Origin of the sequence: Saccharicrinis aurantiacus, from assembly GCF_001660705.2 — a bacterium.
GTDB lineage: Bacteria > Bacteroidota > Bacteroidia > Bacteroidales > Marinilabiliaceae > Saccharicrinis > Saccharicrinis aurantiacus.
Map to the genome: position 1 here is coordinate 1 of NZ_LYBV02000054.1, position 12,049 is coordinate 12,049.

The window sequence follows — 12,049 nt, forward strand, 5'->3', positions numbered from 1 at the left end:
ATAGGTAGCTGTCATATTTTCCATTCCGTGATGATCTACTCTATTCGTGAAATAACCTTTTCTGAAAAAAATGTTTTCAGGAAGTTTGTAGATTAGACTATTGATAATATTTTAGATAAAACAGTTGCTGCCACTATTTGCAGTTACATATGTGAAGGTTTTGTGTTATATTCAAAAATGATTGAATAAGAACGCCCTAAAATAAATAAAGTGGATTGGCTGTCAGTATAAAACTGGTGTTCTTGCTTTTCAAATCAGGCAACACCTTTTATTAAAAACGTTCAATGATAACGAATGAAAGAACTCAGGTTCATATTAATAATTGTATGTAGTAAAATAATCTGTAGTTGCGATTATAATCGTGAAAAAGTAGTGTATTCATACACAAGAAATCAGACTGTAGAAATTATCAGATATGATTTTGAGAGGAATCCTATGGGAATAGATACTTCTTTTTTGGAAATATTAGCGAATAAGGATAGTGTTTTGTTTAAATATAAAGTGTCAGAGGATCCTAAAGACAAGACTACTTATGAATACTGTAAATATTATTATAATAGAGATACAGTTTTATATTTTCAGGGCAAACTTTGTCCTTTAATTGTGACCAAAGAATTTATTATAAATGAGAATAGACTGAGCTTAAAAAAGTTCTATTATGACGAAGAATTATCTAATGATGACGAGACAACAATATATTTCAATGACTCAATTGGAATTTTAAGTCTTTATAATGATGGTTGGATGTCAATAATAGGAACTTTTCAAAGTGGCTATTACTCAAAAAAGTTAAACGAATTATTATTGAAAGACACGACAGGATTTTTCCCTCAAGGATTAGACTGTTTGCCTCCACCTTTTCTTATTGAATCAGGTGAAGCAATATTCGAAGAGAAAAACTAACACTAAAAATTAGAAATACAAGTGGCCGGTACTAGCTGTTGATGAGTTCCAGTTAAGCTATATCCTAATTTGTCTAAGCTCTTATCGAGGTTTTATTGCATAAAAAAAGGTTGTAGTTAAAAGTATGTGAAATACTCATTCTACAACCTTATATATTTTACCCTAATGTAGGGGGAGACTTTTCAGTGTCCATGTTTAAATATTGCGCTTTTAAATTTTAAGCTTAAGTAAGCTTACATAAATCTTAACCCTATGCCAATCATGAAGTTATTTAAAGTCATATCAAAGTTCTCTTCTGACATATTCATTAAACCTCTCTCGTAGCGAAAGTCTACATGGAATTTTCTTATTTCATAACCAAGACCAGCCTGTAATGTATAGTTAAGGGTTTTAAAATCATTTTCAGTGGCATCCTTAAGTAAATCTTCAGTATTAGGGTTGCTCGTAGTTCCAAAGTTTGTACCGTAAGTTTCTTTACTACTTGTTAAAAAAGAAAAGTTAGGTCCTGCCATTCCATAAATTTTGCCGGCAAATGTAAAATCAAAGATAGTTGCATTAAGCAATAATGGAACATCTACAAAATGCATTACATCATTCTTAGCAAATTTTAAAGGAATTGAGCCTTCAACCACTGTAATGGTTTCTTTCATCGATTTTTGAGAGTAATATACCTCAGGTTGAAAATATAGAGGCCCAGTTAAAAAAACCTTTGCAAATATCCCAATGTTGTACCCAGGTAGGGTCTCTTGGGTATAACTATCAAAGTTAGGTATTTGATTTTTTGTTAAAAGTTCTGTATCATAACTAAAAAAACTAGCCCCACCTTTTACTCCAAACGAAAAAGCTTCTTGAGCATTTGCATTAGCGGCTATTAATAAAACTGATATAATCAATAAAAAATTCTTCATAATTAGTGTTTAAAAATTAAGCATGTTTAAATATTGACACAATATTACTTAATAATTGCGAAATTTGGCTTTTATTGTTTTAAAAACTTGTCTGCACTATAATTATTTCAAACAACGATCTTATTTTATTACTTTTGCGCAATACCAATAATAGAGTACAACGAAGTGATATATCCTGAGTTTTTTGAAGAGAAGATCCGTTTTGATAAAGTTCGTAATTTAATAAAAGAACAGTGCTTAAGTAGCATGGGGAAAGAGCGTGTTGGTGAGATGCGTTTTGTAACCTTGCACGATGTAATTAACCGCTGGGTTAATCAAACTAATGAGTTTAAGCAAATTTGCGTTTCTGAGTCCACATTTCCAACAAGTTATTATATTGATGTGCGAGGCCCTTTGGGCAGAATAAAGGTTGAAGGCCTTTACTTAGAGGAGAGAGAATTGTATGATTTACGAAGATCGTTATCTGCCGTTAAAGATATTGTACGATTTTTTAAGAATAAGGAAGAATCTAATCAATACCCATTTCTAAGAGAGATTGCTTCAAAAGTAATGGTATATCCATATATTTTTGATCGTATTGATGGTATCTTAAATAAATTTGGGAAGATAAAGGATAACGCCTCTCCTGAATTGGCTCAAATACGTAATGATAAGTTTAAAAAACAAGCCGGAGTATCTCGCAAAATGGCAAGCATATTGGCCAATGCGCGTAAAGCTGGTTTGGTTGATGCAGATACAAATGTTGCTATTCGCGATGGTAGAGCAGTAATTCCGGTTCCTGCAGGTAATAAGCGTAAGCTAAACGGTATTATTCATGATGAATCTGCTACGGGTAAAACATCGTTTATTGAGCCAACCGAGATTGTTGAAGTAAATAATGAAATACGTGAGTTAGAGTATGCCGAGAAGCGTGAGATGATTCGTATTTTGGTAAACTTTTCAGATAGTATCCGACCTTACCTTGATGATTTAATATTCTCGTATGAATTTTTGGGTATCATGGACTTTATTAGAGCAAAAGCAAAGTTTGCGCTTCAAATAAATGCCTGTTTGCCTAAAATGGTAAATCATCCCGAGGTAAATTGGGAAGATTCAGTACATCCATTATTATACCTTCAGCATAAGGCTGAAGAAAAAGAAGTTGTTCCGCTAACCATTAAGTTAGATACCGAGCAGCGCATTGTGCTTATATCCGGACCAAATGCTGGTGGTAAGTCGGTATGTTTGCAAACGGTTGGCTTGTTACAATATATGTTTCAGTGCGGTTTGTTAGTGCCAATGGATGCCAGAAGCACAATGGGTGTTTACAATCAAATATTTATTGATATTGGTGATCAGCAGTCCATCGAAAATGATTTGAGTACCTATAGTTCTCACTTGTTAAATATGAAGCATTTTCTGCGTTATGGAACTCCTGAAACTTTAATCTTGGTGGATGAGTTTGGTACGGGAACAGAACCTGCTTTAGGTGGAGCCATTGCTGAAGCGGTTTTAAAGCGCTTTAACGAGATGAAATTGAATGGTGTAATTACAACGCACTATACCAATTTAAAACATTACGCTTCGGGTATTAACGGAATAGAGAATGGCGCGATGCAGTTTGATACGCATCAAATTAAGCCATTGTTTAAGTTATTGATCGGACAGCCCGGTAGTTCATTTGCATTCGAAATTGCGCGTAAAATTGGTTTGCCAGAGGATTTATTGGATGGAGCCAAATCGCAAATAGGAGAAGATCATATTAACTTTGATAAGCACTTGCGTGAGATTGCTCGTGATAAACGCTATTGGGAGCAGAAGCGTGATAATATTCGCAGAAAAGATAAGCAGCTTGAAGAGTTATCTGCAAAATACTTATCAGAACTTGAACGAAGTAAGAAAGAGCGCAATCTCATAATTGAAAAGGCGCGTAAAGAAGCTGAAGAATTGGTAGGAACAGCGAATAAGCGCATTGAACGTACCATTCGTGAGATTAAGGAAAGCCAGGCTGAAAAAGAAAAAACTAAAAAGGCTCGTGTCGGTTTAAATGAATTTAAGGAGCGATTAGAGCAAACCGATGATAAGCAAAAAGCCAGAATAGATAAAGAAATTGAGCGCATCAAGAATCGCCAGCAGCGTAAGAAAAATAAAGATGAAGCTGGGCCTGACGAGGTGTTGGATGAGCAAGTTGAACAAAAGGTTCAAGCCCCCAAAAAACTCAAGAAAAAAGCCAAGCCAGAGGATGATGGCATAATTAGAGAGGGTGATAAGGTAAAACTAGAAGGACAGTCGCTTCCTGGTGAAGTGATGAGCATTAAAGGCAATAATGCTTCAGTTGCATTTGGTCATATGGTAACCTCAGTAAAGGTATCTCGACTAGAGAAAATTAGTAATAAGCAATTAAAGCAGACTATGCGCAGTATGAACCAACAGAGTTTTGGCTCAGGTATTGCTGAAAAAGTACGTACTAAGAAATTAAGTTTTAAACCTGATTTGGATGTGCGCGGGCATAGAGGAGAAGAAGCCATTGCTATTGTTATGAATCATATTGATGATGCCATAATGTGCGAAGTAAGTGAAGTGAAGATTCTTCATGGAAAAGGAAATGGGATTTTGCGCACCATGATTAGAGAAATGCTGAATACCATGCCACATGTGAAAAGTTGCAAGGATGCACATATTCAAGAAGGAGGTAGCGGCATAACTATAGTTGATTTAGATTTATAAATACTACAATAATATTGATATGGAGTGCAATATCTAACGATGTTGCACTTTTTTTTATTTGTACTGAACAATTATCTCATTTGGTGATTTAACAGAGGCACAAAACACAGAGTTAATGAGCCACATTATAAATGAAGAATTGATTACCACTACGTCTCAGCTTGCTTTTTCAGATGCACTATTGCGTAATGCTTTTCGGTCTTTTTTAAGTAAGGATTCTGATTATAAGAATCAGTATTTACAAAAATGTTACAACAGAGCTTTTGATGGTTATTCTTATATGGGTCAAGCCGATAGTTTAAATCAATATCCATCAGATATGTTGCATACTTTTGTATTGTCTGATTTCGCTAGTTCATCTGATTTTCCTATAGAATTTAAAGAATTCTTTGATTTGGAATGGAAGAAAATAAAAAAGCTTATCTCAACAATTGAATTAGAAATTATTGAGCAAATAGGAGATGAGAAACTTAGCGAATTTTATAAAGAATCGGTAGGGCATATGGTTTCATGTAATTACTATCCTAAAGTAAATAACAGGAGTAAAAATGCTATTGATAATAAGCGTTTGTCGGACCATTCTGATGTCTCCTTACTTACAACTTTTCCCTTAGGGGTAGAGGACGGCTTGGCATATGTACAGAATGATCAATCCTTTAAAGTGGGAAAGAAACAGAATGTTTTTGCGTTTAATGGTTATTTAATGCAATATATCACAGCCGGAAAACAAACTGCACTGCTACACCACGTTGAGCTGCCAAATATTGATGAAGAAAGATACTCATTCGCTTTTTTTTCTTTAGTTAAACCTGATGCAAAAATACCATTACAAAATACCCAAGTGGATGCGTCAGATTATTTTCGCGATTATTTAAAATTATTTTAATATCAAGCAATAAATGGATTTAGTTTTAGAGATAACAGCTGTTATATTAGGTTTTGCCTATCTATACTTTATAATAAAAGAGAATAAAATATGTTGGTTTTTTGGGATTGCATCTTCCTTGGTAAGTATCTGGCTTTTCTATAGATCAACCTTGTATGCCGAGTCAATTTTGTATGTATACTATGTGATAATTGGTGTTTACGGTTATGTTTTATGGAATAAAAGTCCGGAAGAGCAACTTAAGGTTACCGATGTAAAAGCATCTAGTCATTTACTGATTATATCAGTAGGAATTCTTTTGTCGTATGCTTTGGGTTATGTATTCTCTAATTATACCGATGCCAAAAGCCCATTTCTGGATTCGACTACAACCATATTTAGTTTTATTGCCAGCTATCTTGAAGCTAAAAAGAAATTGAGTGGATGGATTTATTGGGTGGTAATTAATTTGAGCACTATATTTTTATACCACAACAGGTCTTTAGATTATTATGCTGGCTTAACCGTGGTTTATACCGTGTTTTCAGTAGTTGGTTACATACAGTGGAAAAAGCATCTAAATAAAGAAAATGAGCCGTATAATATTGCGCATTAACTTGTGTAAATATTGATTGAGGGAGCCTTGTAAACGAGAATTTATAAGGCTCCTTTTTTAAATAATTCAATTAACTCGCCGGCAATACTTCTGGTGTTCGGATGATCGGGTAGTTCGTCTCTTGAGTACCAATCGGCAGCTACAATCTCCTTATTATCTAGTTCAAGCACAGCATCGTCATCAGCTTCGGCAATAAAGCCCAGCATAAGTGAGCTTGAATACGACCAAGGCTGACTTTTATAGTAACGTATGTTTTTTACTTTAATTCCAACTTCCTCCATAGCTTCGCGCTGTATGCATTGCTCAACAGTTTCGCCTACATCAACAAATCCGGCAATAATAGAGTAGAAGCCTTCAGGAAAATTGGCATTATGAGCCATTAATAATTTATCGCCCTTTAAAATAGCCACTATCACAGCAGGTGCAATATTTGGGTATATAATATTACCACAGTTGCTGCACTCTATGCATCGCTCAGTTGTTTTTGCATGAGTTTCAGATCCGCACTTTCCACAATACTTGTGCTGTAAATACCAATTGCGTAGTTGTAATGCAACAATACTTGCCCAATCAATTTCAGGAGCAGCTATTACATTCGGAAATCGTATTTCCTGATATATAAAGTTGTTTTCTTCTTTAACTATAAAATCCAGAACTAAGTAACAGTGTACCTCATTTAGGGAGAATAAAAAACATCCGGTAGAAGGACAGTTTTCTATATCCTTCTTACGAGGTAAGGAAACGGTAGTAGCATTCTGAATAAGTAAAAGGGCATTATCCTTAAATAGAAATATGTTATCGTTTGCTTCAATGTTTTCTTTACTAACAAAGGTGTTACTGAAGAGGTGTGGATGAATATCTTGTATCATAGAGGTGTTTTGTAGGATTAATTTACACGTGAGCGTGATGTTTTTAAACTGCGCAAACTTTCGAGTATTACAGATAATAGTACGATGCAGCCGCCAATAATTGAATTACTATCAGGCAATTCGTTTAAGAAAATAATGGCAAGTACTATTCCATAAACGGGCTGTATGCAACTCATAATACTTGTGGATGTAACCGAGAATTTCTTAAGGCTGTATAAAAATAAGGTATGCCCAATAGCAGTGGTTATAATACCAAGTGCCAAATTCGCCGGAAGCTGGGCCATAATATCAATATTTTCTTCGATGAAGAAGAAAGGAGATAGTATAATCACTATGGTGAACATCTGATACATCATTAATATAGAGCCATTATAATTACTCGTTTTTGATTTTACGATGATGTTTCTGAGCGAATACACAAACGCAGATAATACGCCATAAGCTAAAGCTTTGGTGTAATCGTGTTCAAAACTGAACTCAGGAACCAGAAAGTAAATGCCAACTAAAACCAACAATCCCAATAACAGGTGAATGCGTTGAAATGGGGTTTTTAATAAAAGCGGTTCTAAAAACGAAGTGATGATAGGGAAAGTAAATAATGAAATCATACCAACAGCTACATTCGATAATCGTAGGGCTTCAAAATAAGTAAGCCAATGCAAACCCATAAGTATTCCGCTTAGGGCAAGCATAGGCAAATCTTGTTTCTTTATTTTTAAATTGAAGCCTTTCCAAATGCAAAAAGCAAAAAGTAATATGCCTGCAATTATGGCTCTTGTTACAATGGTAATGGTTAAAGGGAGTTCAATATATCGGGCTAAAACCCCCGATGTTGCCATAAAAATTAAGGCGATATTAAGCTCAATGATGTATTTAAATTGAGGATGCTTTGTCATTAGTTGTAGTATTGAAGTGCAAACTTAGCGTTTTATGAGATATAAGTGATGTTTTATAAGTTATAAACGCCATATTCAATTCTACTTTAACACTTATTACCATATGGCTTAATTGCCATTTAGGAATAAGTATGAAGCAACCTTTTGTATACAAGTAATTGATAAGAAAGAGTAAAGGCTTATAAAAGAATCATTTGCTCAGTTTCTTCAATAAGCTCGTTAATAGCATCCTGATTGTAAGCATCGGCATGTGCTCTTGCAAATTCGCCATTATCGTTATCGTAGTATTTACCCGTTAAGCCTTGGTATTGTTTTCCAAGCGTTAAATCGTATAATATATCCGATCCTTTTTCAGCCGGCGACCAGTGTTGTCCGTAAGCTTCATTTGCCATCTTGGTGTTTAAAAGTGAGCCTGGATTTACTGCTATAACACTTATGTCATCTTGCTTATTGGCTAAATAAAAACTCCACATGGTTAATGCCAATTTACTTTGTGCATAAGCTTCGTTAACAGAAATAGCCCTTGTTCCTTTTGCAGCATCAATTGCAACAGGTGCTTGTGCGGCCGAACTTAAATTAACAATGCGTGCGTGATCTGCCTTTTTAAGTAATGGCATTACTTCCTTGGTGAGCAAATATGGAGCTAAGTAGTTTACGGTAAAACGTAATTCATAACCTGATTTTGTGCTTGCCGAACTTTTAAAAATACCAGCATTATTTACTAAGGCATCTAGTTGGGGAATACTTTTGTTTATTTGATCGGCCATGTCTTTAACAGCAGCTAAATCCGACAAATCGGCAATAAAGCCTTTAACATTATTGTTGTTGCTAGTATTAACTATTTCATTAACAACAGCCTTTACCTTTTCTTGATTGCGTCCATGTATATAAACGTGGTGTCCTTCGTTGGCCAATTCAAGCGCTAATATTTTGCCTATTCCGTCAGTACTTCCTGTTATTAATATATGTTTACTCATAATATTTTAATTTTTAATGCACAGATAGTTGTATGGTTCTAGCTACTATCTATGCATCCAATTAATTGAATTCTAATTAAATAAATCGTAGTATTTCGTCTACTTCTTTACGTTTAGTAGGAGCGGTGGCGCCTTCCTCGTAACCGTAAACAATTAAAGCAGCAACAGTTTCTTCTTCTGGTAAGTTTATTATTTCAGCAACAGATACATCGCTTATTACTCCCATAACACAGGTTCCTACACCCTTGGCATGTGCAGCTAAGCAGAATGTTTGACACGCAATACCAGCATCAAAAACTTCCCAAACATTGGCTTTAGATGTAGCGTAGTCATCACCTTCGAGCTTTCCACTTTTGCCTTTTACAAAGCTTAATACAGCTACACCTTTAGCTTCTTTAAGGGTATTAATGTTGTACACAAAACCATTAACACCATCGGTTGCAAGTTTTTGTATGGTTTCATCGTCATCAATAATAGTATATCGCGCAACTTGAAAATTTCCCCATGATGGAGCCCATCGGCTTACAGAAATAATGTCTTTCATTACTTTGCGGTCTACCTTTTCATTTTTGAATTTTCGTACGCTTCTACGTCCTTCTATTAATTCTATTGCATCCATAACTTATCTATTATTTATGTTAATACTACTTACTTTTCGAATTCAGAATAATTGAGAAATATTAGGCAATGTGCGACATTTCATGCACAATAAATTCTTCAACAGTGCCCTCTGTATTTTTTATATAATCAGCTAAGTGCTGGTTGCCCATGTGTTTTTGCCACAACTCACGATTTTCCCAGTTCTCGAAGAATAAAAAGAAGTTTGGATTCTCATTATCCTGATGTAAATCATAATTAATACACCCTTCCTCAGCTCGTGTTATGTCTATTAGTTTTAATAGTTCTGATTTTACAAAATCAGCTTTTCCTTCTTTTACTGTAATTCTTGCAACAATTGTTAATTTTTGACTTGACATCCTGTTAAAGTTTAAATGATTATTTTTATTAGTGCTCATTAATTTACCAATAAGCTAGTTCATTATCAATATTCACTTGTGTTTATATCAAAGTGAACAATACAAAGATAGGCTATACTCTAATTAATACTATGTAAATATATGAGGTATTATTGTATTAATATTGGAGATGTTATTTGTTATAGTATCCTATAATGCAATATAGAAGTACTTTAATTATTAAATGTCGTATATTTGCACAGTAGTACCAATAAATATACAATGATTACAAAGTCGATAAATAAGCTATTTGAAATTCATATTGAAGAGTTTGAAGTTTGGGATAAGCGACCCTATAAGAATAATTTCTTCGAGATTGTTTATGTAGAAAAGGGTAAAGGAACTCAGTGTATTAATCAGCATGAATTTAGTTTTCAGGAGGGTAATGTTTTTTTGTTACCGCCATTAGATTGTCATTCTTTTAAAATTGATGAAGCTTCACGTTTTTATTTTATACGTTTTACCGATCATTATTTTTTAAATAAAGATGCTTTAACAGATTACCATGTTTGGTTTGATAAAATAGCTTACATATTGGCTAATTATAATAAAGCTCCCGGAGATATTATTGAAACAGAGCGTGAGCGCGACTTTATAATAAACAATATTAAAACTATTTATCAGGAGCATTTAGTGGCCGATAGTTTTTCGCAATCGATTATGACAGGGGCTTTGGCTTCTATTTTAAATATTTTGGCACGCAGTATCGAAAAGAGATATGTTGATCAGGCAAATGATATAGACAATAGGTTTGGTGAGATTGTACGCTACGTTAATACCAATATTTTGGATAAGGCCAAAATACGCGTTCCTGTTTTGGCAGATAAGTTTGGAATTTCAAAGCTGTACTTCTCAGAGTATTTTAAGAAGCAAGCTGGTTTAAGTTTAGCGGATTATATACTAAAATCGAAATTAAAGATTGTAGAAACAAAAGTGTTGCATACTGATTTATCGGTTAAGGAAATAGCCTTTCAGCTAAATTTTACCGATAGTAGCCATTTGGCACGTTCTTTTAAAAAGACTTATGGTATGACTATTAAAGAGTTTAAGAATAGCGGACAAATGTGTTGTGCTTAATAAATATAATTTAAGACATTATTTATGACTGATATAGAATATATTATTGATTTTCACTTAGGAGGAAAAAGACAAGGGCCAGGAAGCGATAAAGAAACTCTAAAGGCATTGAGCTTTATTGATATTGCTAATAATAAGGATTTAAGTGTAGCTGATGTTGGATCCGGTACAGGTGCTCAAACAATTTCTATTGCAAATAATATAGATGGTAGGGTTTTGGCTGTAGATTTATTTCCGCAGTTTTTAGATAAGGTAAATGAAAATGCCAATAAGCTAGGACTACAAGATAAGGTATTAACTATGGAGGCTTCAATGGATAAACTTCCGTTTATTACTAACGAATTTGACATTTTATGGTCGGAAGGAGCTATTTATAACATAGGTTTTGAAAATGGACTTAGGAAATGGAAGCCGTTTATAAAAGAAGGAGGTTATGTTGCAGTTACTGAAATATCTTGGTTAAGTAATAACAGACCTAGTGAAGTACATGAATTTTGGACGAATGCTTACCCTGAAATTGATACCATTTCTAATAAAACTAAGGTGATTGAAGAAAATGGATATTCGCCGGTAGCACATTTTATCTTACCTAATAATTGCTGGTTAGATAATTATTATAATCCGATGGAAGAAAGATTTTCATCTTTCTTAGAAAAGCATGCTAACAGTAAAGCCGCAAAAGCCATTATAGATGGTGAGCAGAAAGAGATTGAGCTATATAAAAAGTATGGAACTCATTATGGCTACGTGTTTTATATAGCCAAGCGTATATAATGTTTAGTACATTATTATAATCATCTTTTACAATATAGGATCTACTAACTATTGATGTGGGTTAGTAGATCATTTTATTGCTTTGATTTAGATGTATTCCTTAAAAAACATTACTCCCTCCAAAGGGATTACCTTGCTCCAATGGACTTTGAAACATCCCACCTTTAGGCTTATTACTTGGATGGTCAGGGTGATCTGGATTTCCTGCCCATGGCGGGATGCCGTCACCAGGATTCCATCCAGGAGGATCAGAAGGTGCCATCATAACAATTTCTTGATCTATTTTTATTTCTTCTATTCTTGGCGTGTGATATATCTTACCCATAACTAATAAATATTAATGTTTGTGTAAGTAGTGTTGTGCTATTTGAAAATCAACTACTATGCCAATTATTTAAATAGAATCTATATGGGCGTGTTAAATATTGTGTAACCCTTATTT

General features: G+C 34.2%; 13 protein-coding genes. 6 read left to right on the top strand and 7 right to left on the bottom strand.

All coding sequences use genetic code 11. The features are described 5' to 3' along the window. The first annotated feature begins 294 nt into the window (after positions 1–294). The gene (locus tag A8B35_RS22620) at positions 295–903 is read left to right on the top strand and encodes a hypothetical protein (RefSeq protein ID WP_068475793.1); all 609 of its coding nucleotides are present in this window, start codon (positions 295–297) and stop codon (positions 901–903) included. Between the two features lie 233 nt (positions 904–1,136). On the opposite strand, the gene A8B35_RS22625 is transcribed toward A8B35_RS22620, so the two are convergent. Next, positions 1,137–1,811, bottom strand: coding sequence for a porin family protein (locus A8B35_RS22625; protein ID WP_068475795.1), 675 nt, complete (start codon positions 1,809–1,811; stop codon positions 1,137–1,139). 165 nt (positions 1,812–1,976) lie between these two features. Between A8B35_RS22625 and A8B35_RS22630 the strand changes: the two genes are divergently transcribed. The 3 genes from A8B35_RS22630 (at position 1,977) to pnuC (ending at position 5,998) form a co-directional block, all read left to right on the top strand. Continuing rightward, the gene (locus tag A8B35_RS22630) at positions 1,977–4,517 is read left to right on the top strand and encodes an endonuclease MutS2 (protein ID WP_068475796.1); all 2,541 of its coding nucleotides are present in this window, start codon (positions 1,977–1,979) and stop codon (positions 4,515–4,517) included. 115 nt (positions 4,518–4,632) lie between these two features. After that, the gene (locus tag A8B35_RS22635) at positions 4,633–5,403 is read left to right on the top strand and encodes a 2OG-Fe(II) oxygenase family protein (RefSeq protein WP_068475798.1); all 771 of its coding nucleotides are present in this window, start codon (positions 4,633–4,635) and stop codon (positions 5,401–5,403) included. A gap of 13 nt (positions 5,404–5,416) precedes the next feature. Continuing rightward, positions 5,417–5,998, top strand: a complete 582-nt coding sequence (gene pnuC / locus A8B35_RS22640) for a nicotinamide riboside transporter PnuC (RefSeq protein ID WP_068475800.1) — start codon at positions 5,417–5,419, stop codon at positions 5,996–5,998. A 41-nt stretch (positions 5,999–6,039) separates the two neighbouring features. Here the strand turns inward: pnuC and nudC are convergent, their stop codons facing one another. The 5 genes from nudC to A8B35_RS22665 form a co-directional block, all read right to left on the bottom strand. Then, positions 6,040–6,867, bottom strand: a complete 828-nt coding sequence (nudC, locus tag A8B35_RS22645) for an NAD(+) diphosphatase (RefSeq protein ID WP_068475802.1) — start codon at positions 6,865–6,867, stop codon at positions 6,040–6,042. A 17-nt stretch (positions 6,868–6,884) separates the two neighbouring features. Then, on the bottom strand, positions 6,885–7,763 hold the full coding sequence (locus A8B35_RS22650) for a DMT family transporter (protein WP_068475804.1): 879 nt from the start codon (positions 7,761–7,763) through the stop codon (positions 6,885–6,887). Between the two features lie 179 nt (positions 7,764–7,942). Next, the gene (locus A8B35_RS22655; RefSeq protein ID WP_068475806.1) at positions 7,943–8,740 is read right to left on the bottom strand and encodes an SDR family NAD(P)-dependent oxidoreductase; all 798 of its coding nucleotides are present in this window, start codon (positions 8,738–8,740) and stop codon (positions 7,943–7,945) included. A gap of 76 nt (positions 8,741–8,816) precedes the next feature. Beyond that, positions 8,817–9,359 carry a nitroreductase family protein gene (locus A8B35_RS22660; protein WP_068475808.1) on the bottom strand — a complete coding sequence of 181 codons (543 nt, stop codon included), beginning with the start codon at positions 9,357–9,359 and terminating at the stop codon, positions 8,817–8,819. 61 nt (positions 9,360–9,420) lie between these two features. Further along, positions 9,421–9,717 (bottom strand): putative quinol monooxygenase, encoded by a 297-nt coding sequence (locus tag A8B35_RS22665; protein ID WP_068475810.1) that lies wholly within the window; start codon positions 9,715–9,717, stop codon positions 9,421–9,423. Positions 9,718–9,978: 261 nt separating this feature from the next. Here A8B35_RS22665 and A8B35_RS22670 point away from each other — a divergent pair, with 261 nt between their 5' ends. Continuing rightward, positions 9,979–10,833, top strand: a complete 855-nt coding sequence (locus tag A8B35_RS22670) for an AraC family transcriptional regulator (protein WP_068475811.1) — start codon at positions 9,979–9,981, stop codon at positions 10,831–10,833. Between the two features lie 24 nt (positions 10,834–10,857). Continuing rightward, positions 10,858–11,607: a class I SAM-dependent methyltransferase gene (locus A8B35_RS22675; RefSeq protein ID WP_068475814.1), complete on the top strand. Its 750-nt coding sequence runs from the start codon at positions 10,858–10,860 to the stop codon at positions 11,605–11,607. Positions 11,608–11,707: 100 nt separating this feature from the next. Here A8B35_RS22675 and A8B35_RS22680 read toward each other — a convergent pair whose 3' ends face one another. After that, positions 11,708–11,932: a hypothetical protein gene (locus tag A8B35_RS22680; protein ID WP_068475816.1), complete on the bottom strand. Its 225-nt coding sequence runs from the start codon at positions 11,930–11,932 to the stop codon at positions 11,708–11,710. Positions 11,933–12,049: the final 117 nt, after the last annotated feature.

Bases quoted from the DNA above. Each gene is read 5' to 3' on its own strand.
- nudC (WP_068475802.1), bottom strand. From the start codon at position 6,867: ATGATACAAGATATTCATCCACACCTCTTCAGTAACACCTTTGTTAGT.
- A8B35_RS22665 (WP_068475810.1), bottom strand. From the start codon at position 9,717: ATGTCAAGTCAAAAATTAACAATTGTTGCAAGAATTACAGTAAAAGAA.
- A8B35_RS22625 (WP_068475795.1), bottom strand. From the start codon at position 1,811: ATGAAGAATTTTTTATTGATTATATCAGTTTTATTAATAGCCGCTAAT.
- A8B35_RS22680 (WP_068475816.1), bottom strand. From the start codon at position 11,932: ATGGGTAAGATATATCACACGCCAAGAATAGAAGAAATAAAAATAGAT.
- A8B35_RS22670 (WP_068475811.1), top strand. From the start codon at position 9,979: ATGATTACAAAGTCGATAAATAAGCTATTTGAAATTCATATTGAAGAG.
- A8B35_RS22620 (WP_068475793.1), top strand. From the start codon at position 295: ATGAAAGAACTCAGGTTCATATTAATAATTGTATGTAGTAAAATAATC.
- A8B35_RS22675 (WP_068475814.1), top strand. From the start codon at position 10,858: ATGACTGATATAGAATATATTATTGATTTTCACTTAGGAGGAAAAAGA.
- A8B35_RS22635 (WP_068475798.1), top strand. From the start codon at position 4,633: ATGAGCCACATTATAAATGAAGAATTGATTACCACTACGTCTCAGCTT.
- pnuC (WP_068475800.1), top strand. From the start codon at position 5,417: ATGGATTTAGTTTTAGAGATAACAGCTGTTATATTAGGTTTTGCCTAT.
- A8B35_RS22650 (WP_068475804.1), bottom strand. From the start codon at position 7,763: ATGACAAAGCATCCTCAATTTAAATACATCATTGAGCTTAATATCGCC.
- A8B35_RS22655 (WP_068475806.1), bottom strand. From the start codon at position 8,740: ATGAGTAAACATATATTAATAACAGGAAGTACTGACGGAATAGGCAAA.
- A8B35_RS22660 (WP_068475808.1), bottom strand. From the start codon at position 9,359: ATGGATGCAATAGAATTAATAGAAGGACGTAGAAGCGTACGAAAATTC.